Annotated in this window: 27 protein-coding genes and 1 tRNA gene; 14 read left to right on the top strand and 14 right to left on the bottom strand. The window is 71.4% G+C overall.

Going from position 1 to position 25,700, the window contains the following annotated elements; all coding sequences use genetic code 11:
- The first annotated feature begins 56 nt into the window (after positions 1-56).
- Positions 57-884, top strand: coding sequence for a methyltransferase domain-containing protein (locus ACFY8W_RS17880; RefSeq protein ID WP_391105891.1), 828 nt, complete (start codon positions 57-59; stop codon positions 882-884).
- On the opposite strand, the gene ACFY8W_RS17875 is transcribed toward ACFY8W_RS17880, so the two are convergent.
- Positions 865-1,173, bottom strand: coding sequence for a DUF6191 domain-containing protein (locus ACFY8W_RS17875; protein ID WP_391105889.1), 309 nt, complete (start codon positions 1,171-1,173; stop codon positions 865-867). The genes ACFY8W_RS17880 and ACFY8W_RS17875 overlap by 20 nt on opposite strands.
- Positions 1,174-1,708: 535 nt before the next feature.
- On the opposite strand from ACFY8W_RS17875, the gene ACFY8W_RS17870 reads away from it, so the two are divergent.
- A complete protein-coding gene (locus ACFY8W_RS17870) occupies positions 1,709-2,725 on the top strand; it encodes an ElyC/SanA/YdcF family protein (protein ID WP_391105887.1) in 1,017 nt (338 codons plus the stop codon).
- A gap of 67 nt (positions 2,726-2,792) precedes the next feature.
- Complete coding sequence (locus ACFY8W_RS17865) at positions 2,793-3,074, top strand: hypothetical protein (RefSeq protein ID WP_391105885.1); 282 nt, start codon at positions 2,793-2,795, stop codon at positions 3,072-3,074.
- Between the two features lie 125 nt (positions 3,075-3,199).
- On the opposite strand, the gene ACFY8W_RS17860 is transcribed toward ACFY8W_RS17865, so the two are convergent.
- Together ACFY8W_RS17860 and ACFY8W_RS17855 are read right to left on the bottom strand one after the other, a co-directional pair.
- Positions 3,200-4,372, bottom strand: coding sequence for a protein kinase (locus tag ACFY8W_RS17860; protein WP_391106829.1), 1,173 nt, complete (start codon positions 4,370-4,372; stop codon positions 3,200-3,202).
- 104 nt (positions 4,373-4,476) lie between these two features.
- Positions 4,477-5,103: a LysE family transporter gene (locus tag ACFY8W_RS17855; protein WP_391105883.1), complete on the bottom strand. Its 627-nt coding sequence runs from the start codon at positions 5,101-5,103 to the stop codon at positions 4,477-4,479.
- 70 nt (positions 5,104-5,173) lie between these two features.
- On the opposite strand from ACFY8W_RS17855, the gene ACFY8W_RS17850 reads away from it, so the two are divergent.
- Positions 5,174-6,088 carry an ArgP/LysG family DNA-binding transcriptional regulator gene (locus tag ACFY8W_RS17850; protein WP_391105881.1) on the top strand — a complete coding sequence of 305 codons (915 nt, stop codon included), beginning with the start codon at positions 5,174-5,176 and terminating at the stop codon, positions 6,086-6,088.
- A 117-nt stretch (positions 6,089-6,205) separates the two neighbouring features.
- Here ACFY8W_RS17850 and ACFY8W_RS17845 read toward each other — a convergent pair.
- The 3 genes from ACFY8W_RS17845 to ACFY8W_RS17835 all read right to left on the bottom strand — a co-directional run bounded on the left by ACFY8W_RS17845 (position 6,206) and on the right by ACFY8W_RS17835 (position 8,259).
- Positions 6,206-6,279, bottom strand: a tRNA-Pro gene (locus tag ACFY8W_RS17845).
- A 38-nt stretch (positions 6,280-6,317) separates the two neighbouring features.
- Positions 6,318-6,998 carry a Pr6Pr family membrane protein gene (locus tag ACFY8W_RS17840; protein ID WP_391105879.1) on the bottom strand — a complete coding sequence of 227 codons (681 nt, stop codon included), beginning with the start codon at positions 6,996-6,998 and terminating at the stop codon, positions 6,318-6,320.
- A 322-nt stretch (positions 6,999-7,320) separates the two neighbouring features.
- On the bottom strand, positions 7,321-8,259 hold the full coding sequence (locus ACFY8W_RS17835) for a metallophosphoesterase (protein ID WP_391105877.1): 939 nt from the start codon (positions 8,257-8,259) through the stop codon (positions 7,321-7,323).
- Between the two features lie 95 nt (positions 8,260-8,354).
- On the opposite strand from ACFY8W_RS17835, the gene ACFY8W_RS17830 reads away from it, so the two are divergent.
- A complete protein-coding gene (locus ACFY8W_RS17830; RefSeq protein ID WP_391105875.1) occupies positions 8,355-8,819 on the top strand; it encodes a GatB/YqeY domain-containing protein in 465 nt (154 codons plus the stop codon).
- Between the two features lie 290 nt (positions 8,820-9,109).
- Here the strand turns inward: ACFY8W_RS17830 and ACFY8W_RS17825 are convergent, their stop codons facing one another.
- Positions 9,110-11,344 carry a transglycosylase domain-containing protein gene (locus ACFY8W_RS17825; protein ID WP_391105873.1) on the bottom strand — a complete coding sequence of 745 codons (2,235 nt, stop codon included), beginning with the start codon at positions 11,342-11,344 and terminating at the stop codon, positions 9,110-9,112.
- A gap of 361 nt (positions 11,345-11,705) precedes the next feature.
- Between ACFY8W_RS17825 and ACFY8W_RS17820 the strand changes: the two genes are divergently transcribed.
- Entirely contained in the window at positions 11,706-12,050 is a 345-nt protein-coding gene (locus ACFY8W_RS17820) for a WhiB family transcriptional regulator (protein WP_046910200.1), read from the top strand.
- A gap of 69 nt (positions 12,051-12,119) precedes the next feature.
- On the opposite strand, the gene ACFY8W_RS17815 is transcribed toward ACFY8W_RS17820, so the two are convergent.
- Together ACFY8W_RS17815 and ACFY8W_RS17810 are read right to left on the bottom strand one after the other, a co-directional pair.
- The gene (locus ACFY8W_RS17815) at positions 12,120-13,565 is read right to left on the bottom strand and encodes an ArsA-related P-loop ATPase (protein WP_391105870.1); all 1,446 of its coding nucleotides are present in this window, start codon (positions 13,563-13,565) and stop codon (positions 12,120-12,122) included.
- Entirely contained in the window at positions 13,562-14,524 is a 963-nt protein-coding gene (locus tag ACFY8W_RS17810) for an ArsA-related P-loop ATPase (protein ID WP_391105868.1), read from the bottom strand. The genes ACFY8W_RS17815 and ACFY8W_RS17810 overlap by 4 nt, the downstream gene beginning before the upstream one ends.
- 114 nt (positions 14,525-14,638) lie before the next feature.
- Between ACFY8W_RS17810 and ACFY8W_RS17805 the strand changes: the two genes are divergently transcribed.
- The 5 genes from ACFY8W_RS17805 to ACFY8W_RS17785 all read left to right on the top strand — a co-directional run bounded on the left by ACFY8W_RS17805 (position 14,639) and on the right by ACFY8W_RS17785 (position 18,222).
- On the top strand, positions 14,639-14,794 hold the full coding sequence (locus ACFY8W_RS17805) for a DUF4177 domain-containing protein (protein WP_128984345.1): 156 nt from the start codon (positions 14,639-14,641) through the stop codon (positions 14,792-14,794).
- A complete protein-coding gene (locus ACFY8W_RS17800; RefSeq protein WP_391105866.1) occupies positions 14,791-15,267 on the top strand; it encodes an Atu1372/SO_1960 family protein in 477 nt (158 codons plus the stop codon). The genes ACFY8W_RS17805 and ACFY8W_RS17800 overlap by 4 nt, the downstream gene beginning before the upstream one ends.
- A gap of 249 nt (positions 15,268-15,516) precedes the next feature.
- A complete protein-coding gene (locus tag ACFY8W_RS17795; RefSeq protein WP_391105864.1) occupies positions 15,517-16,407 on the top strand; it encodes an NUDIX hydrolase in 891 nt (296 codons plus the stop codon).
- The gene (locus tag ACFY8W_RS17790) at positions 16,404-17,234 is read left to right on the top strand and encodes an MBL fold metallo-hydrolase (RefSeq protein WP_391105862.1); all 831 of its coding nucleotides are present in this window, start codon (positions 16,404-16,406) and stop codon (positions 17,232-17,234) included. Before ACFY8W_RS17795 ends, ACFY8W_RS17790 begins: the two co-directional genes overlap by 4 nt.
- A 103-nt stretch (positions 17,235-17,337) precedes the next feature.
- Positions 17,338-18,222 (top strand): SPFH domain-containing protein, encoded by an 885-nt coding sequence (locus ACFY8W_RS17785; RefSeq protein WP_391105859.1) that lies wholly within the window; start codon positions 17,338-17,340, stop codon positions 18,220-18,222.
- 146 nt (positions 18,223-18,368) lie between these two features.
- Here the strand turns inward: ACFY8W_RS17785 and ACFY8W_RS17780 are convergent, their stop codons facing one another.
- A complete protein-coding gene (locus ACFY8W_RS17780; protein WP_046910193.1) occupies positions 18,369-19,043 on the bottom strand; it encodes a Crp/Fnr family transcriptional regulator in 675 nt (224 codons plus the stop codon).
- 246 nt (positions 19,044-19,289) lie between these two features.
- Here ACFY8W_RS17780 and nth point away from each other — a divergent pair, with 246 nt between their 5' ends.
- From nth to ACFY8W_RS17765, 3 genes are read left to right on the top strand one after another with little or no spacing between them, the layout of a single operon-like run.
- Complete coding sequence (gene nth, locus ACFY8W_RS17775) at positions 19,290-20,372, top strand: endonuclease III (protein ID WP_391105856.1); 1,083 nt, start codon at positions 19,290-19,292, stop codon at positions 20,370-20,372.
- A 60-nt stretch (positions 20,373-20,432) separates the two neighbouring features.
- The gene (locus ACFY8W_RS17770) at positions 20,433-21,131 is read left to right on the top strand and encodes an NUDIX domain-containing protein (protein WP_391105854.1); all 699 of its coding nucleotides are present in this window, start codon (positions 20,433-20,435) and stop codon (positions 21,129-21,131) included.
- 48 nt (positions 21,132-21,179) lie between these two features.
- A complete protein-coding gene (locus tag ACFY8W_RS17765) occupies positions 21,180-22,379 on the top strand; it encodes a MarP family serine protease (protein WP_391105852.1) in 1,200 nt (399 codons plus the stop codon).
- 63 nt (positions 22,380-22,442) lie between these two features.
- On the opposite strand, the gene ACFY8W_RS17760 is transcribed toward ACFY8W_RS17765, so the two are convergent.
- From ACFY8W_RS17760 to nhaA, 4 genes are all read right to left on the bottom strand, one after another.
- Entirely contained in the window at positions 22,443-22,631 is a 189-nt protein-coding gene (locus ACFY8W_RS17760) for a hypothetical protein (protein ID WP_391105850.1), read from the bottom strand.
- 130 nt (positions 22,632-22,761) lie between these two features.
- The gene (locus tag ACFY8W_RS17755) at positions 22,762-23,709 is read right to left on the bottom strand and encodes an alpha/beta fold hydrolase (protein ID WP_391105848.1); all 948 of its coding nucleotides are present in this window, start codon (positions 23,707-23,709) and stop codon (positions 22,762-22,764) included.
- Entirely contained in the window at positions 23,706-24,200 is a 495-nt protein-coding gene (locus ACFY8W_RS17750; RefSeq protein ID WP_391105846.1) for a phage holin family protein, read from the bottom strand. Before ACFY8W_RS17750 ends, ACFY8W_RS17755 begins: the two co-directional genes overlap by 4 nt.
- 37 nt (positions 24,201-24,237) lie before the next feature.
- Positions 24,238-25,635: a Na+/H+ antiporter NhaA gene (gene nhaA / locus ACFY8W_RS17745; protein WP_391105844.1), complete on the bottom strand. Its 1,398-nt coding sequence runs from the start codon at positions 25,633-25,635 to the stop codon at positions 24,238-24,240.
- Between the last annotated feature and the right edge of the window lie 65 nt (positions 25,636-25,700).

Genomic DNA, 25,700 nt, shown 5'->3' with positions numbered 1-25,700 from the left:
CCGTCGGGCAGACAAATGGTTCGCCCCGTCCGCAGCCTGTGGATAACCTCCCGGGCATGTACGCACCCACTCCCGACGACTGGCACGCGGCCAACCGCGCCCGCTGGGACGAGCGCGTCCCGCTCCACGTCGCCAGCGAGTTCTACGACCTCGACGCCTTCCGCGCCGGCAAGGACGCCCTGCGCGACTTCGAGCTCGCGGAGGTCGGTGACGTCACCGGACGCTCGCTGCTGCACCTCCAGTGCCACATCGGCCTGGACACCCTGTCCTGGGCCCGGCACGGGGCCTCCCGCGTGGTCGGCCTGGACTTCTCCGAGCCGGCCGTGGACGTCGCCCGCTCCCTCGCCTCCGACCTCGGCCTCACGCAGGACCGGGCCGCGTTCGTCGCCGCCGACGCGTACGACGCGGCCGAGGCGGTGCCGGACTCCTCGTACGACGTCGTCTACACCGGCGGCGGGGCCCTGTGCTGGCTTCCCGACATCGAGCGCTGGGCGGAGACGGCCGCCTCGCTGGTCGCGCCCGGTGGCTTCCTCTACGTGGCCGAGTTCCACCCGATCGCCGACTCGTTCGACGACGGGACGGCGACCCGGCTCGTCCACGACTACTTCGTGCACGAACCGTGGGTGGACACCTCGTCCGGAACCTACGCGGACCTCGACGCCGCCACCGTCCACAACCGCAGCGTGGAGTGGGTGCACCCGGTCGGCGAGGTCGTCACGGGGATCGCGAAGGCGGGGCTGCGGATCGAGTTCCTGCACGAGCACGACGTGACGCTGTTCCCGCGCTTCGAGTCGCTCGCGCGCCACGAGGACGGCTACTACCGCTTCCCGGCCGACCGGCCCCGCTTCCCGCTGATGTACTCGATCAGGGCCTCGAAGGCGTAGCGGGCGGCGTGAGCCTGATGACGGCGCGCCCGCCCGCCAGGTCCACCGTGGAACGGTGCGGCGGGGCGCCGTCCTCCTCGTCGTCGCGCATCACGAGCGAGCTCTGCCGCTCCTTCAGCTCGTTCTGCTTGCCCTGCGAGAAGGTCGCGTGCAGCTGCTCGAAGCCGGTCGACGAGACCTGACCCCCGCGCCGGCCGCGCCCGGTGGCGCGCAGGATCTGGTCGCCGAAGGCGATCACGGTCAGCAGCATGACCAGACCGGGCAGCGTCACGAACACGGCGAACTCCATGGCCGCCATTGTGTCCCGCCCGGACGGGCAGGGGAACGGCCGGATGAACAGGGGCACGGCCGCACGGGCAGGGGAACGGCCCGATGAAGCAGGGGAACGGCCGCACGGGCAGGGAAACGGCCGCAGGAGGCCCCGGACAGGGCGGCGGCGGGCAATTGGGCGGGCCGGGACGGCTGGGCGGTCGCCTGGGTCCGACGACGCCCGCGCCGAACTCCTCGACTGGGACGGTGAGACGGCCCACAGCGCGGACGACGCCACGCGCGCGTTGCGGGGCCGTACGCGGATCGGGAGCATCACCGGTACGGCCCTCGCCGCCGAGGGCCGGTCCTCCCCCAGCTGCGAATCCTGCGCGGCCGACCCGCCGCGGCCGCGCATCTCCTCGGCACCGTCGACCCGTTGCGCTCCCACGGCGAACCGCGCAGGGCCTTCGAGGAGCGCGCGGCTCGGCCTGCACAGGCCGGTCACGGAGCCCGGCCCCCGCACGACTCGTCGACGACCAGGGCCCGTTGTCAGAGGCGATGTCTACGATGACGGCATGTTCGCCTACGTCGTGGCCGCCGTCTTCCTCGGGCTCTTCGGCGCCGGTGTGCTCCGCGACCGGCGCCGCTTCAGCAACGCGGTGTACCTGGGCCTCGCCGTGACCTTCCTCGGACTCGGGCTGCTCGCCGGGCTCGACGACGCGCCGCCCGGTGTCGCCGTCACGGTGATGGTCGTCGTGCTGCTCGTGCTGGCGCTCGGCCCGTTGGCGCTCGCCGGGCTGCTGTGCGCCAACGGCGTCAAGATGGTCCGGAAGGAGGGCAGACGGCCCGCCAATCTGCTCTCGCTGCTCGCCGGGCTCGGCATCTTCGGCGTCATGGGCCTGATGGCCGCCGCCGTCCTCACCCACTCGGCGACCCTCGGCATCGTCACCGGCACCCTCCTGATGGTCCTCGGCTACGTCTCCTTCCTCTTCCTCAGCTTCATCGGCTACGCCTTCCTCTACGGCCGGATGCGCATCCGGCGCGACGCCGACTACGTCGTCGTCCTGGGCTCCGGCCTGATCGGCGGCCGCCACGTACCGCCACTGCTCGCGAGCCGGCTGGAGCGGGGCCGACAGGTGTACGAGACGCTGGCGGAGCGCCGCGAGGTGGACCGGACGCCGGTCCTGATCACCTCCGGCGGGAAGGGCCCCGACGAGGAGCTTCCGGAGTCGCACGCGATGGCCGACTACCTGACGGAGCGCGGCTTCCCGGCGGACCGGATCGTGCGCGAGGACCGTTCGCGTACGACGGAGGAGAACATGCTCTTCAGCCACGCCTTGATGGAGGCGGAGCGCCCCGGCTCCGAGTGCGTGATCGTGACCAACAACTTCCATGCCTTCAGGGCCGCTCTGATGGCCCGGAAGGCGGGCGTCAACGGTCAGGTGGTGGGTTCGCCGACCGCCGCGTACTTCTGGCCGAGCGCGACCATCCGCGAGTTCGCGGCGGTCTTCCTCCAGTACAAGGCGGTGAACCTGGGCATCTGCTCGGTCCTGGTCCTGGCGGGCGCCATGGCGCTCGCCGTCATACCGTGACAATGCCGGACAAGCCGGGATCGCTCTACGCTGGAGGGAAGGCGGTCCGGCGCGCGGAGGCGACGTCATGAGAGCACGGCACCACTTCCACATCGACTACCGCGGCCACTCGGTCAGTGCCACCGTCCAGACCGGTCATCACCCGACGGTCGAGATCCTGGTGGACGGCAAGGAGACGGGGCACGCCACGAGCCGCGACGACCGCCCGGTCCTCATTCACGTCGAGCTGCCGACGGACCCGCCGACTCCGGTGACCGTCCGGGCGACGCCGGGCCCGGGGGTGCCGCGCTGCCTGTTGCTCGGGCCGGAGGAGCCGGAGGGCCATGTGATGGCCCCGCGCATCTACTGACCGGCGCACGTCGATCGACCGGCTCACGTCCAGGGAACGGTCCGCGTCTTCGGACCGGCTCGCTTCACTGGTCGGTCCGCGTCTCTCGGACCGCCTCGCGCATTCGGACTGGTCCACTGGCCGCCTCAGCTGAGCCAGGCCATTCCGATCAGCAGGAAGACCACGAACGCGACCGCGCCGGCGACGGCGGCGGTACGGCGGGGTCTGCGCCGGGATATCGCGGCCAGCGGGTTCTCGGCCGGCGGCTGGGCCCGCCGCGACCGCGGCTGCGGCGCGTGCGCGACGGGCGAGGGAGCCTGCCGCACGGGCGCGGGCCGGCCGGGAGCCGGCCGGCCGGGGCCGGGGGCCGGGGCCGCGGGCGCGGACCGGTGCGGCGCCATCGGCCGTACGGAATGAGGCGCGGCCTGCGGTACGCCATGCGGCGCGGCTGGCGGCGGCATGGAATGAGGAGCGGTCTGGGGTACGGCCTGGGGCAGCGGCATCGGCTGGTCACGCCAGGCTCCCGAGGTGAACCAGTCGGCGATGGCCTGCGCCGTCGGCCGCTGCTCCGGCTGCTTGGCGAGCAGCGTCAGCAGATACGCCTCGAACGCGGCGGGCATCGGCACGCCGAGCTGCCGCGGCGGCGCCGGTGGGGTGTCGATGTGCTGGTACAGCAGCGCGGTCGCGGTGTCGGCGCGGAACGGGGTCTGCCCGGTGAGCAGTTGGTACAGCACGCAGCCCAGCGAGTAGACGTCCGAGGCGGGGGAGGCGGGCTGGCCGAGGGCCCGCTCGGGCGCGAGGTAGAGCCCCGTGCCCACGATCTGCCCGGTGGTGGTGAGTCCGGCGGAGGGATCGTCGACGAAGCGCGCGATGCCGAAGTCCGCGAGCTTCACCGTGCCGTCGGCGTCCATCAGCAGGTTGCCGGGCTTGATGTCGCGGTGCACCACGCCCTGCCGGTGCGCCGCGGCGAGCCCCGCCGCGGCGTGCGCGGCGACCGTGGCGACCTGCTCGGCGCCGAGCACGACGGGCCGCGCCCGGTCCCCGGCGAGGCTGTCGCCCGCCACCAGTTCCATGACGAGGAACAGCTTCCCGTCCCAGGTGCCGAAGTCGAACACCCCGACCACGTGCGGATGACTGAGCCGCGCCGCGGTCTGCGCCTCCATCCGGAACCGGTCGGCGGCCGACGGGTCGTGCTCGTGACCCAGCATCAGCTTGACGGCCACATCCCGCCCGAGGACCTCGTCGGTCGCCCGCCACACCTCGCCCATGCCGCCACGTCCGACACACACTTGGAGCCGATATCGGTCCGCGACCAGCACCTGAGAACCCACCCTTCTTCTGGACGCCCCATCGTAGAGCGGGTATTGAAGGGTCCTTGCGTCGCGTCCACGTACGCAGCAGACGAGGACGCGGAAGTCACACCCTAGGCTCCGGCCACCAGCATCCCGCCCATCGCGAGCATGGTGGCCGCGACCAGCCCGTCCAGGACGCGCCAGGCCTTGGGCCGGGACAGGACGCCGCTCAGCAGCCGGGCGCCGAAGCCCAGGGCGGCGAACCAGCCCAGGCTGGCCAGGGCGGCGCCCGCGCCGAAGGCCCAGCGCAGGTCGCCGCGGTCCGAAGCGAGCGAGCCCAGCAGGAGCACGGTGTCGAGGTAGACGTGCGGGTTCAGCCAGGTCATCGCCAGGCAGGTCAGGACCGCCCGACGGGCGGACCGTGCGCCCGGCCCGCCGTCGCCCGCGAGCGAGGCCTCGGGGTCGGGGCGCAGCACCCGCCGGGCAGCCAGGAAGCCGTAGCAGAGCAGGAACGCCCCGCCCGCGAGACCGACCGCGGTCAGCGCCGCCGGCCAGGCGGTGACCACAGCGCCGACGCCCGCCACGCCGAGCGTGATCAGGACCGCGTCCGAGACGGCGCAGATCGCGACCACCGCGAGGACGGCATGGCCGCGGGCGCCCTGGCGGAGGACGAAGGCGTTCTGGGCCCCGATGGCCACGATGAGGGAGAGCCCGGTTCCGAAACCGGCGAGTACGGCGGCGATGGTGCTGCTGGTCATGGAGCTGACGGTACGGAGCACGCATCCCCTTCGTACAGCTAAAGATTCTTACGTATCCTTAGCAGTACTTATGGACGAGCTTCCCCTGGACCAGGTCCGCACCCTGCTCGCGGTGGTCGACGAAGGCACCTTCGACGCCGCGGCCGCCGCCCTGCACGTGACCCCCTCCGCCGTCAGCCAGCGCGTGAAGGCCCTGGAGCAGCGCACGGGGCGGGTCCTGCTGCAACGGACGAAGCCGGTACGGCTCACCGAGTCAGGCGAGGTCGTGGTCCGCTTCGCCCGGCAGCTCGCCAGGCTGGAACGGGACGCCCGCGCCGAACTCGGCCTGTCGGCCGAACAGGGGCCCGCCAGGGTTCCGATCGCGGTCAACGCCGATTCCCTCGCCACCTGGTTCCTACCCGCGCTCACCCGGGTGCCGCAGGACCCGCCGATCTGCTTCGAGCTCTACCGGGAGGACGAGTCCCACACCACCGCCCTGCTGCGCGAGGGCCAGGTGATGGCGGCCGTCACCTCCTCGCCGGAACCGGTGGCGGGCTGCACCGTACGGCAGCTCGGATCGGCCCGCTATCTGGCCGTCGCCACAACGGAGTTCGCGGTCCGCCACCTCACCGGGGATCTGGCCGCGGACCTGAGCGAGGCGCCCACCGTGGTCTTCGACCGGCGCGACGAACTGCAGGACGCGTTCGTCCGGTCCCTCACGCGGGGCCGTTCGGGCGCCGGTCGGATCCGCCACATGGTGCCCGCATCGGACGGCTTCCGGGACGCGGTGGCCGCCGGCCTCGGCTGGGGCCTCGTACCCGAGCCACAGGCCGAACCGTTGCTGCGCTCCGGCCGTCTGGTGGAACTGGCACCATCCCGGCCCATGGACGTCCCGCTGTACTGGCAGCAGTGGAAGCTGGACTCGCCCGCCCTGTCCACGGTCGCCGACGTGGTGGCCACGACCGCCGCCGAGACCCTGCGGGTCGCACCGACCCGCCGCCCCTAGGACGGCGAACCCGGCGGCCGGGGCCGAATGGCCGGAGCCCGGGCGAACCGACCCGGAAACCACTCAGGGGCCCGACCCGCTCTCGCGGATCAGGCCCCTGATCTGGTCTTACAGCTGTCGGGGTGGCGGGATTTGAACCCACGACCTCTTCGTCCCGAACGAAGCGCGCTGCCAAGCTGCGCTACACCCCGATGTCGCTGCTCTGTTCTTCACGTCGCGGCGACATCGATTACTTTAGCCCACCCGCGCCCAGAGACGAAATCCGGTTTTCGCGGCCCGCCACCGCAGGTCGGAAGCGGTCCACGGTGATCAGGGCGAGGGCCAGGGCGTAGAAGGCGAGACCGAGGACGAGGGCGTTGGTGAGAACGCCCGGGTAGCCGTGGGCGGCGACGTCGAGGAAGGGGTACGTGTAGCGGTTCGGGGTGTCGGGGGAGACGAGCGCGCCGCGGACCAGGGCGAAGACCAGGTAGGCGCCGGGCGCCGCGAGCCACTGGGCGGCGTGGCGCCACCGGAAGGCGCCCGGGCGGGTGAGCAGGAGCCAGTCGAGGACCACGCCGAGCGGGGTCACGGTGTGCAGGAGCTGGTTGGCGACCGCCCTGGCGCCGGTGAGGCGGGCGATCTCGGCGGCCTGGTTGAACTCGCTCGCCGGGTTGTCCAGGACCAGGTGGAAGACCAGCCCGACCACCGAGATGCAGAGCAGCACCCCACCCGTCCAGGCCGGCGCCAGGGGCGGCTGCCGCCGCCAGGCACGTACGGCACCGAGGCCGAGGACGACGGCGACGGCGGTGTTCGACCAGATCGTGAAGAAGCTGAAGACGACGAGGGGGTTCCCCTCGACGCACTCGATCACGATGCCCGTCGCCGCGGCCAGGGCGATCAGCGCGCGGAAGAGGGAGGTGGCGTACGGCATGAGGGCACCGTACGCGAGCACCCGGGCCCGAGCGCCGAGGTTCGAGCGCCCGGGTCCGAGAGGTCGGGTGTGCGCGGTGAGGTTCGGCCGTCGGGTCCGCGCGGTCGGGTCCGTGCGTCGGGCCCGCACGGTCGGGCGCCCGTGCGTCTGGTCCCACCGGTCAGGTCCGTACGGTCAGCTCCGAGTGCCGAGTCCGTGTGTCGGGTCCCACCGGTCAGGTCCCTGCAGTCAGGTCCGAGAGTCGGGTCCCACGGGGCAGGTCCCTGCGATCAGGTCCGAGCGTCGGGCCCGAGCGTCGGGTCCCACCGGTCAGGTCCGCCTGTCAGCTTCGCGCGGTCAGGGTGAGCAGGGTCGCCTCCGGCGGGCAGGCGAAGCGGACCGGGGTGTAGCGGTTGGTGCCGCAGCCGGCCGAGACGTGCAGGTACGAGGTGCGGTCGGCGACCGTGTGGGTGGACAGGCCCTTCACGCGGTCGGTGTCCAGGTCGCAGTTGGTGACCAGGGCGCCGTAGAAGGGGATGCACAGCTGCCCGCCGTGCGTGTGCCCGGCCAGGACCAGCTCGTAGCCGTCCGCCGTGAACGCGTCCAGGGCGCGCAGGTACGGCGCGTGGACCACGCCCACCGAGAAGTCGGCGTCCTGGTCGGGGCCGCCGGCCACCCGCTCGTAACGGTCCCGCTTGATGTGCGGGTCGTCCACGCCGGTGAAGGCGAGGTCGAGGCCGGGCAGCTTCAGCCGGCCGCGGGTGTTGGTCAGGTTCACCCAGCCGGCCGCGTCGAAGGCGTCCCGCATGCCTTCCCACGGGTTGTGGACGGCGCCGACCACCGGCGGGTTGCCGTTGAGGCCGTGCCGGCCCTGCACCTTCTCCTTCAGATAGCGAGCGGGGTTGCGCAGCCGCGGCCCGTAGTAGTCGTTGGAGCCGAAGACGTACACGCCCGGGAACTCCATCAACGGCCCCAGCGCGTCCAGCACCTCCGGCACGGCCTCCGTGTCGGAGAGGTTGTCGCCGGTGTTCACGACGAAGTCCGGGCGCAGTCCGGCGAGGGACTGCAGCCAGGCCCGCTTCTTGTTCTGGCCGCTGACCATGTGGATGTCGGAGACCTGCAGGACCCGCAGATCACGCATGCCCCGGGGCAGCACCGGGATGGTCACCCGGCGCAGTCGGAAGGAGCGGGCCTCGAAGCCCGCCGCGTAGACGAGTCCGGCCGCCGCCGTCGCCGTGAGGCCTGCCGTGATCTTCAGGGGGATCCCGTACCGTGCGCGCATCCCCATATCGTCGCAGACCCGTCGAGCGCCTTCGCGGAGACGGTGGGCGGAAATGCGCGGGCGGGACGGCCCCGGCACCTGCCACACTTGACCCCATGACCACGCTCAAGGCCAAGCTTCAGGACGACCTCAACGCCGCGATCAAGGAGCGCGACGAGCTGCGCTCCTCGACCCTGCGGCTGACCATCGCCGCCGTCACGAAGGAGGAGGTCGCGGGCAAGACCAAGCGCGAGCTCTCCGACGACGAGGTGCAGAAGGTGATCGCCAAGGAGGCGAAGAAGCGCCGCGAGGCCGCGGACGCCTTCGCCCAGGGCGGTCGCGCCGAGCAGGCCGAACGCGAGCGGGCCGAGGGCGAGATCCTCGACGCCTATCTGCCGAAGCAGCTGAGCGACGACGAGCTGGAGGCCGTCGTGGCCGCCGCCGTCGAGGAGGCGAAGGCCGCCGGTGCCGAGGGCCCGCGCGCGATGGGTGCCGTCATGAAGATCGTCAACCCGAAGGTCGCCGGGCAGGCGGAGGGCGGCCGCGTCGCCGCCGCCGTGAAGAAGCTCCTCGCCGGCTGACCCGCCGCACACCGCCAGACGCCACTTACCCGGCCCACCCGGCCCACCCGGCCCACCCGGCCCACCCGGCCCACCCGGCCCACCCGGCCCACCCGGCCCACGCGGCCCAAGCGGCCGACGCGGACCACGCGGACCACGCGGACCACGTACGAAGGCGCCCCTCCCGAGCCGATCGGGAGGGGCGCCTTCGTCGTACGAGTAGCGGTACGAGTAGCGGTACGAGGACGAGCACGCGTACGGGGAACGCGTACGGGGACCGGTTCCGGTCCCCGCACGGGTGCCGCTACGGGCTAGCCGTCGCGGCCGCCGTTCCCGTTTCCGGGCCTGCCCGTCATCCCGCCGATCAGGTCCGGCGGGAGGGTGATCCCGCCGGGGAGCGTGGTGCCCGGCTTCGGCCCGCCCGGCTTGTTGTCGTCGCCGGGGCGCTTGTCCTTGTCCTTGTCTGCGGGCTGCGCGCCGCGCGGCACGTTGATCGGGACGAAGGACGGGGTCTCGCCGGCCTCGAGCGCGCCGGTCATCGCGATCCGCCAGATCGGGCCCGGGAGGCAGCCACCGCAGACCTTGTCGTAGTACTGGCCGCCGATGGTGATGTCGTACATCGACTTCTTCTCGCCGACGTCGTCACCGACCCACACCGCCGTGGACAGGTTCGGGGTGTAGCCGACGAACCAGGCGTCCTTGCGGTCGTTGGTCGTACCCGTCTTGCCCGCGTTGTCGCGGTCGCTCAGACCGGCCTTCGTACCGGTGCCGTCCTCGACGACGCCCTTCAGCATCTGGTTGACGGTGTCGGCGGTCCGCTCGCTCATCGCCTTGGAGCACTCGGTCTGCGGGACCTTCAGCTTCTCGCCGCCGGCCGTCGTGATCGACTCGATGGCGATGGGCGTGCAGTACGTGCCGCGGTTGGCGAAGGTCGCGTAGACCGACGCCATGTCGAGCGGGGTGGCTTCCTGGCCGCCGAGGGTGATGGAGGGAAGCTCCTTCAGCTTCTTCCCGAGCTCCCGCTCGTACCCCATCTTCTGCGCCATGTTGACGGTCTCGCACAGACCGGCCATCTGCTCCAGCTGCGCGAAGTAGGTGTTGATGGACTTGCCGAGCGCACTGGTCATGTCCCAGGTGCCGGCCTCGGACTTCATCTCGTTCTGGAGGTCCCAGTTGCCGCCGCCGGAGGGGCCGCCGGCGCAGGTGGTGTACGAGTTCATCGGCACCGAGATCTTCCACGGCGTCGTGAACGACTGGGCCGGGCTCAGGCCCTTCTCCAGCGCCGCGGCGGCCGTGATCGGCTTGAAGGTCGAGCCGACCTGGAAGCCGTACGTCGTGCCGCCCATCTTCTTGCCGACGGAGAGGTTGAGCGTCGTCTGGTGGAGCTTCTGGTCGAGGCCGTACGGGCGGGACTGACCCATCGAGAGGATCTTGCCGCTGCCGGGCTGGACCTGGACCACCGAGGCGGCGACCGGGTCGTCCTTGTCGACCTTGGCGATGGCGGCCTCGTTGGCGGCGGCCTGGGCGCGCGGGTCGAGGGTGGTCCGGACGGTCAGACCGCCCAGGTTCCACAGCTTCTGGCGCTCCTCGGCGGTCTTGCCGAAGACCGGGTCGTTGAGGATCGTCTTGCGGACGTAGTCGCAGAAGAAGCCGGCGCCGTCGACGGCGGTGATGCAGCCGTTCTTCGGCGACTTCACCTTCAGCTTGATGGGGGTGGCCTTCGCCGCGTCGGCCTCCGCCTGGCTGATGTCCTTCACGTCGGCCATGCGCTGGAGGACGGTGTCGCGGCGCTTGGTCGCCTCCTGGATGTCGTTCACCGGGTCGTAGCGGCTCGGCGACTGCACGAGGCCGGCCATCATGGCGGCCTCGGGGAGGCTGAGGTCGGCGGCGGGCTTGGAGAAGTAGCGCTGCGAGGCGGCCTCGATGCCGTAGGCCTGCTGCCCGAAGAACGTGATGTTGAGGTAGTTCTCCAGGATCTTCTTCTTGCCCAGCTCCTCCTCGACCTGGATGGCGAACTTCAGCTCGCGCACCTTGCGGCCCAGCGTCTGCTGGGTGGCCTGGGCGACCTTCTCGGGGTCGTCGCCGGCCTCCTCGACGAAGACGTTCTTCACGTACTGCTGGGTGAGCGTGGACGCGCCCTGCGCGACTCCGCCCGACTGCGCGTTGCGGTTGATGGCGCGCAGCACGCCCTTGAGGTCGATCGCGCCGTGCTCGTAGAAGCGCGAGTCCTCGATGGCGACGATCGCCTTCTGCATGTACGGGGAGATCTTGTCCAGCGGCACGACCTTCCGGTCGCGCGAGTACACGGTGGCGATGTGGCCGCCCTCTGAGTCGAGGATCGTGGTGCGCTGACTCAGCGGCGGTGTCTTCAGGTTGGACGGGATCTCGTCGAACCCCTCGACCGTGCCCTTCGCCGCCAGTCCCATCACCCCGGCCGCGGGCAGGGCGATGCCCGCCAGCACGGCTCCGGCGAGCACACTGACACCGAGGAACTTGGCGGCCTGCTGGGTCCCGGTCAGACCTCCGCCCGAGCGCTTCTTTGCCATGGGGGCAGCCTACGTTCTCATTCGCCGGACACACGTATATGCCTTGGCCTAAGCTGCTCCCAACTGTCACAGCAGTGTGGTCCGGCATCAAGACCCTTGCGTGACATAGGTGTGAATTCCCGCGTCCCCGAAGCGCGGTGGCTTCATGCCCGAATCGGGCTCATGTCCGTTATGGCCGTGATGTCCTTGCGTCACTCCCCTGGGTGATCTGACGCGTACGCATAGTCCGTTCGGGCCATTCAAGATTGGGCCCGAAGGGGGTGTTGCGCTGTCCCTGCCTTCCGTAACGTCCCAACTGGCAGCGGTGAATATGCCGCTACCGCCGTGGGGGAGCCTCGATTCGGGAGAGGACGGCGCCGGTATGGGCTGGGTAGCTGACTGGAGTGCGCAGGCGGCCTGCCGCACTACCGATCCGGATGAACTTTTCGTGCAGGGCGCGGCGCAGAACAGGGCGAAGGCGGTGTGCACCGGCTGTCCGGTGCGGACCGAATGTCTTGCCGACGCCCTCGACAACCGCGTGGAATTCGGCGTGTGGGGCGGTATGACGGAGCGCGAGCGACGCGCCCTGCTGCGCCGCCGGCCGACCGTCACCTCGTGGCGCAGGCTCCTGGAGACCGCGCGCACGGAGTACGAGCGGGGAGCGGGCCTGTTGCCCGTGGCGATGGACGACGACGCGACGTACGAGACGTACGCGGCGGTGGGCTAGCCCGTCGCCTGAGCACCGCGTGCACTCCGCCGGCAGGCGGAGCGACCCGTGCGGCCGGCCGACCGGTCGCTACGGCATGCGGCCGACCGCGAGACGGTCACCGATGGCCCGCAGCCCGTCGAGGTCGTGCACGTCGCCGGGCAGGGCGGCCACCTCGGCGACCGCCACCTCGGGGTGGAGCGCGGTGAAGCGGTCGCGTGTGCGCTGCTCGCGTGCGAGCACCTGCATCCGCTCGGCATGGAGCCGCAGCAGACCGGCGGTGAGTTCCTTCACGTCGGTGTCCGGTGGGTCGGTTTCCGATGCGTCGGTTTCCGGTGCGTCCGCGTCGTGCAAGTCCGTGCTCGACGGATCCGGGTGCGGTGGATCCGTGTCCGGCAGATCGGTCTCCGAATCCGTTCCGGCTGTGGGGGCAACCGGGGAATCGGCTTGTGCGGTGGCGGCGGTGGCGAGGTCTGACGGCTCGGGAGAAGTGGCGCGGGAGCCACGCCCAGCAGTCTTCCCGCCCTCCTGATCCACAATGCGACCCTCGTCAAGATTTTCCGCGGCGGCCCGCGCCCGCTCGGCCGACAGCCGGGCGGCGCCGCTGCCGTGCACGCGGTTGAGGACGAGCCCCGCCAGTGGCATGTCCTCCGCGGCCAGCCGCTCCACGAAGTACGCCGCCTCGCGCAGCGCGTCCCGCTCCGGCGTCGCCACCACGAGGAAGGCCGTGCCCGGAGCCTGCAGCAGCTTGTACGTGGCGTCCGCGCGGGTCCGGAAACCGCCGAACATCGTGTCCATCGCCGCCACGAACGTCTGCACGTCCTTGAGGAACTGACCCCCGAGCAGCTTCCCCAGCGTCCCCGTCATCATCGACATGCCGACGTTGAGGAACTTCATCCCCGCCCGGCCGCCCACCTTCGCCGGCGCCATCAGCAGCTTGATGAACTTGCCGTCGAGGAACGAGCCCAGCCGCTTCGGCGCGTCCAGGAAGTCGAGGGCCGACCGGGACGGCGGCGTGTCGACCACGATCAGGTCCCACTCGTCCCTGGCCCTGAGCTGGCCCAGCTTCTCCATCGCCATGTACTCCTGCGTACCGGCGAATCCGGCCGACAGGGACTGGTAGAACGGGTTCTCCAGGATCGCCCGGGCCCGGTCGGCGTCCGCGTGCGCCTCGACGATCTCGTCGAAGGTCCGCTTCATGTCGAGCATCATCGCGTGCAGCTCGCCGCCGTCGCAGCCCTTGATGCCGTCCACCTTGCGCGGCACGTTGTCGAGCGAGTCGATGCCCATCGACTGGGCCAGCCGGCGCGCCGGGTCGATCGTCAGCACCACGACCCGCCGGCCGCGCTCCGCCGCGCGCACGCCGAGTGCGGCCGCCGTCGTCGTCTTGCCGACGCCGCCCGCGCCGCAGCACACGATGATGCGGGTGGCCGGGTCGTCGATCAGCGGGTCGAGTTCCAGGCCGGGCGCCGTGTCGAGACCGGTGGAGGCCGCGTTCTCCTTCGCCGCGGCCCCTCTCGTCGCGTTCTCCGTCAAGCGCCCACCCCTTGCCTCCGCAGCTCCTTTGCCAGCCGGTAGAGGCCGGCGATGTCCGCACCGTCCCCCAGGAAGGGGAGTTCGAACGTCGGGACCCCGATCCCGTTCAGCGCCTCGCGCTGGGCCCGCTCCAGCTCCACACGCTGGGCGTGCTCCGCGGCCTGCTCCAGGAGCGGCTCGACCAGCTTCGCGCCGCCCTTGACCCCGACGGACGCCAGCGTCCCGGCGATGGCGTCCCGGTGGTCGCCGGAGGCGGCCCGTACCGCCGCCTCGTCGAGGACGTGCGGGCGGACCATGTTCACGATGGCGTGGCCCACGGGCAGTTCGGCGTCACGCAGCTCCGCGATGCCGTCGGCGGTCTCCTGGACGGGCATCTCCTCCAGGAGCGTCACCAGATGGACCGCGGTGTCCGGGGACTTCAGGAAGCGCATGATCGCCTGGGCCTGATTGTGTATCGGCCCGATCCTGGCCAGGCCCGCCACCTCGTCGTTGACGTTGAGGAAGCGGGTGATGCGGCCGGTCGGCGGCGCGTCCATCACCACGTAGTCATAGGTGAAGCCGCCCTGCTTCTCACGCCGGCGGACCGCCTCACAGGCCTTCCCGGTCAGCAGGACGTCCCGGACGCCCGGGGCTATCGTCGTCGCGAAGTCGATCGCCCCGAGCTTCTTCAGGGCCCGGCCCGCGCTGCCCAGTTTGTAGAACATCTGGAGGTAGTCGAGGAGGGCGCGCTCGGCGTCGATCGCCAGGGCGAACACCTCGCCGCCGCCCGGCGCGACGGCGATCTTCCGCTCCTCGTACGGCAGCGCCTCCGTCTCGAAGAGCTGGGCGATGCCCTGCCGGCCCTCCACCTCGACGAGAAGGGTCCGCTTGCCCTCGGTCGCGAGGGCGAGCGCGAGTGCGGCGGCGACCGTCGTCTTACCGGTACCGCCCTTGCCGCTGACGACCTGGAGCCTGCTCACGTCTTCGAGCCTAACCACTGGCGGCCCGGACCAATCAGAGGGCCGCCCCGGACGCGTCCCTGAATGAGCCCCTACGGGAACGGGGCGCTTCACCGCAGCGGCTACAGTCGGCTCATGACCAAGTGGGAGTACGCGACTGTGCCGCTGCTGGTGCACGCGACGAAGCAGATTCTTGACACCTGGGGCGAGGACGGCTGGGAGCTCGTCCAGGTCGTTCCCGGCCCGAACCCCGAGCAGCTCGTGGCCTACCTGAAGCGGGCGAAGTCGTGAGCGGGGCCGGAGCCGTCGAGGCGAAGATCGCCGAGCTGGGCCTGACCCTGCCGGAGGTCGTCCCGCCGATCGCGGCCTACCAGCCGGCCGTGCAGTCCGGCGTGTACGTCTACACCTCGGGCCAGCTCCCGATGGTGGCGGGCAAGCTGCCGGTGACCGGCAAGGTCGGCGCCGAGGTGACGGCCGAGGAGGCCAAGGAGCTCGCCGCCACCTGCGCGCTCAACGCGCTCGCGGCCGTGAAGTCGGTCGCCGGTGACCTGGACCGGATCAAGCGGGTCGTGAAGGTCGTCGGCTTCGTCGCCTCCGCCCCCGACTTCACCGGTCAGCCGGGCGTCATCAACGGCGCCAGCGAGCTGCTCGGCGCCGTCCTCGGCGACAAGGGCGTGCACGCCCGCAGCGCCGTCGGCGTCACGGTCCTCCCGCTGGACGCGCCCGTCGAGCTCGAGATCCAGGTGGAGCTCGAGTCCGCCTGAGCGGCGCGGACCGGCAGGCCAGTGCGCCCGGGTCCCGTAGGCCCTGCCCGGTAGGGGCCTACGGGGTGGAACCGGCCCGGTAGCCCCTGCCCCCGGCAGGCCCCCGCCTCGTAGAAGTGCCGCGGGCCCGCTGCGGAAATACCCCGGGTGCGCTGCGGAAGTGCCGTACAACGGCCGACGAGCCGGTTCCCTCCTCCCCGGAGGGAACCGGCTCTCGTGCATTTCGATGCTTGCGCATAGCATCCGGCCATGTCGAATGGTCAGTCGAATGGTCAGTGGTACCCGCCGGAGTGGCCCGACCGGATCCGTGCGCTCGCCGCCGGTGAGCTGGTCCCGGCGACACCCAAGCGGGCCGCCACCGTGCTCCTCCTGAAGGACGGCGCGGACGGTCCCCTCGTCCACATGCTGCGGCGCCGCGCCTCCATGGCCTTCGCCGGCGGCGCGTACGCCTATCCCGGCGGTGGCGTCGACCCGCGCGACGAGCATCCCGTGCGCTGGGCGGGCCCCTCCCGGGAGGAGTGGGCGGACCGGCTCGGCCTCGCGGATCCGTTGCAGGCGCAGGCCGTCGTCTGTGCCGCCGTGCGCGAGACGTACGAGGAGGCGGGCGTCCTGCTCGCCGGCGAGACCGCGGACACGGTCGTCGGCGACACCACGGGCGACGACTGGGAGAAGGACCGGGCGGCGCTGGTCGCCCGCGAGCTGTCCTTCGCCGACTTCCTCGACCGCCGCGGGCTCGTGCTGCGCTCGGACCTGCTGGGTGCCTGGGCCCGCTGGATCACCCCCGAGTTCGAGCCCCGGCGCTACGACACCTGGTTCTTCGTCGCGGACCTCCCGGCCGGCCAGCGGACCCGTAACGCCTCCACCGAGGCCGACCGCACGGTCTGGATCCGCCCGGCGGACGCCGCAGCCGGCTACGACCGGGGCGAGCTGACGATGATGCCGCCGACCATCTCGACCCTGCGGGCGCTCGAGCGGTACCCGAGCGCGGAGGAGGCCCTGGCGGCGGCGCAGGAGCAGGGCATGACTCCCGTCCTCGCGCAGGCCCGCCTGGACGGTGACAGGGTGGTGCTGAGCTGGCCGGGACACGACGAGTTCACGAAGCACATCCCGACGGCGGGGCCGGAAGGAGGGACGGCATGAGCGACGCCGCAGCCCTTCCCGGGCAGCCGCGCGGGTCCGTGAGCTCCGGGCCGGGCACCACGCGCGCGTACAACGTCCTCGCGCCGAACCCCTCCGCCATGACCCTGGACGGCACCAACACCTGGATCGTCGCCGAACCGGACTCCGACCTCGCCGTCGTCATCGATCCCGGGCCGCTCGACGAGGGCCATCTGCGCAACGTCGTGGCGACCGCTGAGAAGCTCGGCAAGCGGATCGGGCTCACCCTGCTCACCCACGGCCACCCCGACCACGCCGAGGGCGCGGCGCGGTTCGCCGAGCTGACCCGGTCCGCGGTACGGGCGCTCGACCCGGCGCTCCGGCTCGGCGACGAGGGGCTCGCGGCCGGCGACGTGATCACCACCGGCGGGCTCGAGCTCCGGGTGGTGCCCACGCCCGGGCACACCTCCGACTCGCTCTCGTTCCACCTCCCGGCCGACCGGGCGGTGCTGACCGGGGACACGATCCTCGGGCGCGGCACGACGATGGTGGCCCACCCCGACGGGCGGCTCGGCGAGTACCTGGACTCGCTGCGGCGGCTGCGCTCGCTCACCACCGACGACGGGGTCCGCACCGTGCTGCCGGGACACGGGCCGGTCCTGGAGGACGCGCAGGGCGCCGTCGAGTTCTACCTGGCGCACCGCGCGAACCGGCTCGCGCAGGTCGAGACGGCCGTCGAGAAGGGCTACCGGACCGCCCCCGAGGTCGTGGCCCATGTCTACGCGGACGTGGACCGCTCGCTCTGGCCGGCCGCGGAGCTCTCCGTACGGGCGCAGCTGGACTATCTGCGGGGGCGCGGACTGGTCTGAGCGCGGGGCCGGATGCACGGCGGCTGCGCCCCCCGGAACCTTCCGGCCGCGGAGTGTGTCTTACGCTCCGCTTACATCTGGCCGTAGCTCTCGGGGGGATCCCGTGTTCGTCATAGCAATCCTGCTGGTCATCGCGGCAGCGGTGCTGTACTTCGTCGGCCGCGCGAACGACACCCGCGGTCTCAAGCTCGGCGCCCTCGGCGCCCTGCTCGCCGGCGTGTTCTCGCTGGTCGTGAGCATGACGTACGTGATCAGCGCGTACGAGGTCGGCGTCCCGGTCGCCTTCGGCAAGGTCGGTACGCCGATGAACTCCGGCATGCACATCAAGTCGCCGTTCACCAACGTGACGACCTTCTCCACCCGGCCCGTCGACCTCAACCTCTCCGACAAGGACGTGGTCGAGGTTCGCTCCTCGCAGGGCGGCGTCATGTACGCCGAGGTCACCGTGAAGTGGGCGGTGCACCCGTCGAAGGCGGTCGAGCTCTACAAGCTCGCCGGCAGCGAGGACGCCATCCAGCAGCGGCTCGTCTACCCGGACAGCCGGGAGATCGTCCGCAACGTCTTCGCCCGCTACACGAGCGAGCAGGGCTACGCCTCCGACCGCGAGAAGATCAACGCGGAGATCGCGGGCCTCATCAAGGAGCGCCTGGCCCCGCGCGGCATCGACGTCACCACGGTCAACCTGCGCAACGTGAAGCCCTCGGACGCCCTCCAGGGCCAGATCGACCGCAAGATCCAGCAGCAGCAGGCCACCGAGCGGGCCCTGGAGGCCTCCCGTACGGCCAAGGCGGAGGCCGACCGGCGCCGCATCGAGGCGGAGGGCATCGCCCGCGCCAACAAGATCCTCAACGACTCGCTGACCGACAAGGTCCTCACGAACCAGTGCATCGAGGCGTACAAGGAGGCCGCGGCGAAGAACCCGGTCTACGCGGTGCCCTGCGGCAGCGGCGGCTCGAACCCGCTGATCGTGGACGGCTCGAAGCGCTGATCCCAGCTGGGAACGCGAGAGGGGGCCGCCCGGTCGAACCGGGCGGCCCCCTCTCGTACGTACGGGTGACGCGACGTACGGGTGACTCCTACGGGGTCATGGCGTACGGGGTCGGGCGTACGCGGCGACGGCGTACGCGGTGGTGCTCAGCGCGAGCGCTTCGCGAGGCGCTCCACGTCCAGCAGGATCACGGCGCGGGCCTCCAGGCGCAGCCAGCCGCGCTGGGCGAAGTCGGCGAGAGCCTTGTTGACCGTCTCGCGGGAGGCGCCGACCAGCTGGGCCAGCTCCTCCTGGGTGAGGTCGTGGACGACGTGGATGCCCTCCTCCGACTGCACGCCGAAGCGGCGCGACAGGTCGAGGAGCGCGCGGGCGACACGGCCCGGGACGTCGGAGAAGACCAGGTCGGACATCTGGTCGTTGGTCTTGCGCAGGCGGCGGGCGACGGCGCGGAGCAGGGCGCTGGCCACCTCCGGGCGGGCGTTCAGCCAGGGCTGGAGGTCGCCGTGGCCGAGGCCGAGCAGCTTGACCTCGGTCAGCGCGGTCGCGGTGGCGGTGCGCGGGCCCGGGTCGAAGAGGGACAGCTCACCGATCAGCTCGCCGGGGCCGAGGACCGCCAGCATGTTCTCGCGGCCGTCGGGGGAGGTGCGGTGCAGCTTCACCTTGCCCTCGGTGACCACGTAGAGCCGGTCGCCCGGGTCGCCCTCGTGGAAGAGCGCGTCGCCTCGGGCAAGCGTCGCCTCACTCATCGAGGCGCGCAGCTCAGCGGCCTGCTCGTCGTCGAGCGCCGCGAACAGCGGGGCGCGCCGCAGAACGTCGTCCACGAGTTCTCTCCTATGTCGACCTCAGTGCGATCAATCACAACAAGTTTGACTCACCGGACGGCCTTTCCGTACGTCAGGGGCCCGATTGGGTCGTGATCGGGTCCGCGCGGGGCGGATGTCGGTGGCGGCCCCTAGGCTGGCCGGGTGTCCAACTCGCCGGTGAGAGCACAGGCCAAGGGGGCTGGAAGAGTGCGGGACGAAGTCAATTCCGCTGTGGGCGAACACGGCGTGTCGAAACAGACGAAAGTGACGAAACGCCCCCTGACGGGGGAGACCGGGACGCCGAGCGCGACCGACGGGAAGGCGGCGCCGACGTCGGGCGCGGCGAAGAAGGCTGCCTCCGAGAGCGCCGCCGTCAACAAGGCTGCTCCTAAGAAGACCGCTCCCGAGAAGGCCGCCTCGAAGAAGGCCGCTCCCAAGAAGGCGATCGCCACCAAGGCCGCCTCCAAGGAGACCGCCACCAAGGCCGCTTCGAAGAAGGCCGCTCCCAAGACCGGCGCCACCAAGGCCGCCTCCAAGAAGGCCGCCACAGCCAAAGCCGCCCCCAAGAAGGCCGCCAAGCCCGAGTCGCAGCTCGCGATGGTCCGGCGGGCCCGGAAGATCAACCGGGAGCTCGCCGACGTCTATCCGTACGCCCATCCCGAGCTCGACTTCCGCAATCCCTTCGAGCTCCTGGTCGCCACGGTCCTCTCCGCCCAGACCACGGACCTGCGGGTCAACCAGACGACACCCGCCCTCTTCGCGAAGTACCCGACGCCGGAGGACCTGGCCGCAGCCGTCCCCGAGGAGGTCGAGGAGCTGATCCGGCCGACGGGCTTCTTCCGCGCCAAGACCAAGTCGATCATGGGTCTGGCCACCGCCCTCCGGGACGACTTCTCCGGCGAGGTGCCCGGCCGCCTGGACGACCTGGTCAAGCTGCCCGGTGTGGGCCGCAAGACGGCCTTCGTCGTCCTCGGCAACGCCTTCGGGGTGCCCGGCATCACCGTCGACACCCACTTCATGCGGCTGGCCCGCCGCTGGAAGTGGACCGAGTCCGACGACCCGGTGAAGATCGAGGCGGAGGTCGCCGGGATCTTCCCGAAGAGCGAGTGGACGATGCTCTCGCACCGGGTGATCTTCCACGGTCGCCGCATCTGCCACGCCCGCAAGCCCGCGTGCGGCGCCTGCCCGATCGCACACCTCTGCCCCGCGTACGGCGAGGGCGAGACCGACCCGGAGAAGGCGAAGAAGCTCCTGAAGTACGAGAAGGGCGGCTTCCCCGGACAGCGGCTCAACCCGCCTCCGGACTACCCCGGCCGCCCCGCGCCACCGCTGGGCGCCACGCCATGAGGGAACGATCCGAGACTCCGACCGCGTTGTGAAACACGGGTGTGAAGGACGGGGGTGCCGATGACGCGCACTGGTGAAGAGGTCCAAGGGACCGGCGGCCTGCTCAGCCGAGAGGGGCTGCCCGACTGGCTGGCGCCGGTCGACCACGCGGCCCGCACGGTCGAGCCGGAGCAGCTCAGCCGCTTCCTGCCGCCCGCGGACGGCGCGGGGCGGCAGTCCGCCGTCCTCATCCTCTTCGGCGAGGGCGCGCGGGGGCCTGAGCTGCTGCTGATGGAGCGCTCCGGCAGCCTCCGCTCGCACGCGGGGCAGCCCTCCTTCCCCGGCGGCGCCCTCGACCCCGAGGACGGCGACCCGGCCGCCGGCGGGCTGCTGCGGACCGCGCTGCGCGAGGCCCGCGAGGAGACCGGCCTCGACCCGGCCGGCGTCCAGCTCTTCGGCGTGCTGCCCCGGCTCTACATCCCGGTGAGCGGATTCGTCGTCACTCCCGTGCTCGGCTGGTGGCGCACGCCCAGCCCGGTCGGGGTCGTCGACCCCGCCGAGACCGCCCGGGTCTTCACCGTCCCCGTGGCGGATCTCACGGACCCCGAGAACCGTGCCACCGCGACCCACCCCAGTGGTCACCGTGGCCCCGCGTTCCTCGTCGAATCGGCCCTGGTCTGGGGTTTTACGGCCGGAGTGATCGACCGCATCCTTCACTTCGCGGGCTGGGAACGCCCCTGGGACCGGTCCAAGCGGGTCCCGCTGGACTGGAGGTCATGACAGGCTGGCCCCGGGGCGACCGATGACGAATCTGCGAGGCTATTGACGGTGAACGTGCTGGACATCCTGTTGCTGCTCGCCGCCGTGTGGTTCGCGATCATCGGTTACCGCCAGGGTTTCGTGGTGGGCATCCTCTCCGTGATCGGCTTCCTCGGGGGCGGCCTCGTCGCCGTCCTGCTGCTGCCGGTCATCTGGAACCAGCTGACCGACCACAGTCAGGTCACGACGACGGCGACGGTCGTGTTCGTGATGGTGGTCATCATCAGCGCCTCCGTCGGCCAGGCCTTCACCACCCACCTCGGGAACAGGCTGCGCCGGCACATCACGTGGACTCCCGCGCGCGCCCTGGACGCCACTGGTGGCGCCCTGGTCAACGTGGTGGCCATGCTCCTGGTCGCGTGGCTGATCGGTTCTGCACTGGCCCGCACCTCGATGCCCACCGTGGGCAAGGAGGTCCGCAGCTCGAAGGTGCTGCTCGGGATCTCCCAGGTGATGCCGGATCAGGCGCCGAGCTGGTTCGACGACTTCACCTCCGCGCTCGCCCAGAACGGCTTCCCGCAGGTCTTCAGCCCGTTCGCGAACGAGCCCATCACCGAGGTCCGGCCGCCCGACCCGGCGCTCGCCGGCAGCCCCGTCGCCGCCCGCGCCCAGCGCTCCATCGTCAAGGTCGTCGGCACCGCGCCCAGCTGCGGCAAGGTCCTCGAAGGCACCGGCTTCGTGTTCGCCGAGCGCCGGGTCATGACCAACGCCCATGTGGTCGGCGGTGTCGACGAGCCGACCGTGCAGATAGGCGGCGAGGGCAAGCTCTACGACGCCAAGGTCGTGCTCTACGACTGGAAGCGCGACATCGCCGTCCTCGACGTGCCCGGCCTGGATGCCACGCCGCTCCAGTTCACCGACCAGGACGCCCGCAGCGGCGACGACGCCATCGTGGCCGGCTTCCCGGAGAACGGCGCGTACGACGTCCGCTCGGCGCGCGTCCGCGGCCGGATCGCCGCCAAGGGACCCGACATCTACCACCGCGGCGAGGTGCGCAGGGACGTGTACTCCCTGTACGCGACGGTCCGTCAGGGCAACTCAGGCGGTCCGCTGCTCACCGCGGACGGCAAGGTCTACGGCGTGATCTTCGCCCGCTCGCTGGACGACGCCAACACCGGTTACGCGCTGACGGTCGACGAGATCCAGGACGACATCCTCCGCGGCCGCGCGGCCAACCAGCAGGTCGACAGCCAGGGCTGCGCCCTCTAGTCGGTGCCTTCACGGCGTGTCGGGAGGATCGGGTCCGGGTACGGGCGGTGTCTCCGCGTACGGCTACGTACGGGTGTGCCGCAGCCGGGCCGAGACCCAGCGGGCCCGGCGGCGGAGGATGCGGGAGATCCCCACGGCCCGCGCCGGGTGTGGGTAGCCCTGGTCCTGCGTGCCGCCCCGCTCCGGGGCGTCGGATCCGCCGATCGAGCGGCGGTCGCGTGCTGTGTCACCGTAGTCGTGCGTCCAGCCCATACCGGGACGTCTGCCCGGGGCCCAAGGTCGGTAACCGCCCCGGGGCCCGCCAATTGGCGTATGCGCGAGGCACATGGCAGTTCGACGGACGCCTGTGCGCCGACGGCCATCGTGGTCGGGCGACGGGCCGTCAGCGGTCCGGCTCGGGGTCCTTCAGCCAGTTGACGAGCTCCGTGGTGAACGCGGCCGGGTCTTCCTCGTGAGGGAAGTGCCCGAGTCCGTCGAACAGCCGCCAGCGGTACGGAGCCTCCACGTACTCCCCGGAACCGGCCGCGCTGCGCGTCCGCATCACCGGGTCGAGCGAGCCGTGCAGATGCAGCGTGGGCACCCGCACCGGCCGCTTCATGCGCCGGTTGAACTGGATGCCGTCCGGGCGCGCCAGGGAGCGCACCATCCAGCGGTACGGCTCGATGGAGCAGTGCGCGGTCGACGGGATGCACATCGCCCGCCGGTAGACCGCCAGGGCCTCCTCGTCGGCCGCCGAGCGGAGGTGCGGGCCCGACCAGTCCTGGATCAACCGGCCCACGAGCTCCGCCTCGTCGGCGACGAGCTGACGCTCCGGCAGCCACGGGCGCTGGAAGCCCCACACGTAGGAACCCGCGCGGGTCTGCGCGAAGTCGGACAGCATCGCCGAGCGCCATCGGCGCGGGTGCGGCATCGAGGAGACCACGAGCCGGCGCACCAGCTTGGGCCGCATCACGGCCGCAGTCCAGGCGAGGTAGCCGCCCAGGTCGTGGCCGACGAGCGCCGCGTCCGGCTCGCCGAGCGAGCGGATCACACCGGTGATGTCGAGGGCCAGGTTGGCCGGGTCGTAACCGCGGGGCGTGCGGTCGCTCCCGCCGACACCGCGCAGGTCCATGGCCACGGCCCGGAAGCCGGCGTCGGCGAGCGCGGGCAGCTGGTGGCGCCAGGTCCACCAGAACTGCGGGAAGCCGTGCAGCAGCAGCACCAGCGGGCCGTCGCCCATCTCGGCGATGTGGAAGCGGGCACCGTTGGCCGCGACGTCGCGGTGGGTCCACGGCCCGTCGATGCGTACGGGGCTTCCGCCGTTGGCGCTGCTGCTCTCAGGGACGGTCATGCGGACGAGCGTGCCACAGTCTCGCCCTTGTCCAGGGCGACTCGGGCCGTGACCGTCGCGGGGCGCGGGTGCGGCTTGACGTTCTGCATGATCGCCGCGGTCTGCTTGGCCGAGGCGATCGACCTCTCCGGCTTCTTGACCTTGCGGAACTTCGCGTAGGCGAGCAGGCCGAGCAGACCGGCGAGCAGCACGTTGGCCGTGAAGGACAGCAGGAAGCACCAGACCATGTTCCAGCCGCCGTTGCCGTTGTGCCCACCGGTCCAGGTGTTGATGGCGTAGGCGAGCGCGAAGCTCAGCATCGGCAGGGAGAACAGCAGCACCACGCCGGCGGCGATGCCCGCGGCGCTGCCGATCGCACCGCGCTTGACGTCCTGGCGGATCTCCGCCTTGGCGAGGGCGATCTCGTCGTGCACCAGGGCGGACATCTCGGCGGTCGCCGAGGCGACCAGCTGGCCGAGGCTGCGCTCGGTTCCGTCGAACGGGTCGCTCATGGCTGCTCCCTCTTCTCCTGTGTTGTCTGCCCTCAGATCATGCCGGACGGTCGGCCTCGTCGCGCGATGCCCCCGCCAGTTGGGCGCGCTCTCGATGCTCCGCGGCCTTCCGCTCGTAGATGTCGGCCATCCGCAGGTGGTACTCCGGGGTGTGCTCCTCGTAGACGTCGGGGATGCCGTCCTCGTCCTCGTCGCGCTCCTCCTCCACGACCAGCGCCTGGTACCTGCGCACCCGCAGCTTCAGCAGCACGGAGGCGAGCACGGCGGCTATGAGGGAGCCGATGAGGACGGCGGCCTTGACCTCGTCGGTCATGGCCGGGTCGCCCGCGAAGGCCAGCTCGCCGATGAGCAGCGACACGGTGAAGCCGATGCCGGCCAGCGAGGCGACGGCGAAGACGTCCGGCCAGGCCAGGTCGGGGTTGAGCTCCGCCCTGGTGAAGCGGGCGGCGAGCCAGGTGCCGCCGAAGATGCCGATCGCCTTGCCCACGACGAGTCCGAGGACCACGCCGAGGGTGACGGGCTGGGTGAAGACGTCGCTGATGGCCTTGCCGGAGACGCTGACGCCGGCCGAGAACAGCGCGAACAGCGGCACGGCGAGGCCGGCGGATATCGGGCGGACCAGGTGCTCGATGTGCTCACCGGGGGAGTGCTTCTCGCCCTCGCGCGTGGTGCAGCGCAGCATCAGGCCCATGGCGACGCCCGCGATGGTGGCGTGGACGCCGCTGTTGTACATCAGTCCCCAGATGACCAGGGCCAGCGGTACGTAGACGTACCAGCCGCGGACGCCCTTGCGCAGCAGCAGCCAGAAGACGGCGAGGCCGGCGAAGGCGCCGCCGAGAGCGGCGAAGTTGAGGTCGCTGGTGAAGAAGACCGCGATGATGAGGATGGCGAACAGGTCGTCGACGACGGCGAGGGTGAGCAGGAAGGCCCGAAGCGCCGAGGGCAGCGATGTCCCGATCACGGCCAGGACGGCGAGCGCGAAGGCGATGTCGGTGGCGGTGGGCACGGCCCAGCCGTCCATGCTGCCGTCGCCGATGGTGTTGACCAGCGTGTAGACCAGGGCGGGGACGGCCATGCCGCATATGGCCGCGATGACCGGCAGGGCGGCGGCCTTGGGGGCGCGCAGCTCGCCCGCGACCAGCTCGCGCTTGAGCTCGATGCCGGCGACGAAGAAGAAGATCGCGAGCAGCCCGTCCGCCGCCCAGTGCTGGATCGACAGGTCGAGGCCGAGCGCGGCCGGCCCGATGTGGAAGTCCCGTATCGCCGCGTAGCTGTCCTTGAGGGGCGTGTTGGCCCACACGAGCGCGACGACGGCGGCGACCAGGAGGAGCACGCCGCCGACGGTCTCGGTGCGCAGGGCGTCGGCGACGAACCGGCGCTCGGGCAGGCTGAGACGTCCGAGGAACCTGCGGTCGGTGGACGGGGGCGCGGTCACGGTGTGGACCTCCGGTCGGTGGGCAGCACAGAGCACATGCCGACCAGACTTCCCGGCGCACCTCG

It is taken from the genome of Streptomyces sp. NPDC012637 (genome assembly GCF_042954805.1).
GTDB lineage: Bacteria > Actinomycetota > Actinomycetes > Streptomycetales > Streptomycetaceae > Streptomyces.
This window is presented reverse-complemented; position numbering and strand designations above follow the sequence as displayed.

Bases quoted from the DNA above. Each gene is read 5' to 3' on its own strand.
- ACFY8W_RS17855 (WP_391105883.1), bottom strand. From the start codon at position 5,103: ATGACCAGCAGCACCATCGCCGCCGTACTCGCCGGTTTCGGAACCGGG.
- ACFY8W_RS17820 (WP_046910200.1), top strand. From the start codon at position 11,706: ATGGGCTGGGTAGCTGACTGGAGTGCGCAGGCGGCCTGCCGCACTACC.
- ACFY8W_RS17880 (WP_391105891.1), top strand. From the start codon at position 57: ATGTACGCACCCACTCCCGACGACTGGCACGCGGCCAACCGCGCCCGC.
- ACFY8W_RS17755 (WP_391105848.1), bottom strand. From the start codon at position 23,709: ATGACCGTCCCTGAGAGCAGCAGCGCCAACGGCGGAAGCCCCGTACGC.
- ACFY8W_RS17795 (WP_391105864.1), top strand. From the start codon at position 15,517: ATGTCGAATGGTCAGTCGAATGGTCAGTGGTACCCGCCGGAGTGGCCC.
- ACFY8W_RS17760 (WP_391105850.1), bottom strand. From the start codon at position 22,631: ATGGGCTGGACGCACGACTACGGTGACACAGCACGCGACCGCCGCTCG.
- ACFY8W_RS17835 (WP_391105877.1), bottom strand. From the start codon at position 8,259: ATGCGCGCACGGTACGGGATCCCCCTGAAGATCACGGCAGGCCTCACG.
- ACFY8W_RS17840 (WP_391105879.1), bottom strand. From the start codon at position 6,998: ATGCCGTACGCCACCTCCCTCTTCCGCGCGCTGATCGCCCTGGCCGCG.
- ACFY8W_RS17770 (WP_391105854.1), top strand. From the start codon at position 20,433: ATGACGCGCACTGGTGAAGAGGTCCAAGGGACCGGCGGCCTGCTCAGC.
- ACFY8W_RS17870 (WP_391105887.1), top strand. From the start codon at position 1,709: ATGTTCGCCTACGTCGTGGCCGCCGTCTTCCTCGGGCTCTTCGGCGCC.
- ACFY8W_RS17865 (WP_391105885.1), top strand. From the start codon at position 2,793: ATGAGAGCACGGCACCACTTCCACATCGACTACCGCGGCCACTCGGTC.
- ACFY8W_RS17830 (WP_391105875.1), top strand. From the start codon at position 8,355: ATGACCACGCTCAAGGCCAAGCTTCAGGACGACCTCAACGCCGCGATC.
- ACFY8W_RS17825 (WP_391105873.1), bottom strand. From the start codon at position 11,344: ATGGCAAAGAAGCGCTCGGGCGGAGGTCTGACCGGGACCCAGCAGGCC.
- ACFY8W_RS17850 (WP_391105881.1), top strand. From the start codon at position 5,174: ATGGACGAGCTTCCCCTGGACCAGGTCCGCACCCTGCTCGCGGTGGTC.
- ACFY8W_RS17875 (WP_391105889.1), bottom strand. From the start codon at position 1,173: ATGGAGTTCGCCGTGTTCGTGACGCTGCCCGGTCTGGTCATGCTGCTG.
- ACFY8W_RS17750 (WP_391105846.1), bottom strand. From the start codon at position 24,200: ATGAGCGACCCGTTCGACGGAACCGAGCGCAGCCTCGGCCAGCTGGTC.
- ACFY8W_RS17805 (WP_128984345.1), top strand. From the start codon at position 14,639: ATGACCAAGTGGGAGTACGCGACTGTGCCGCTGCTGGTGCACGCGACG.
- ACFY8W_RS17790 (WP_391105862.1), top strand. From the start codon at position 16,404: ATGAGCGACGCCGCAGCCCTTCCCGGGCAGCCGCGCGGGTCCGTGAGC.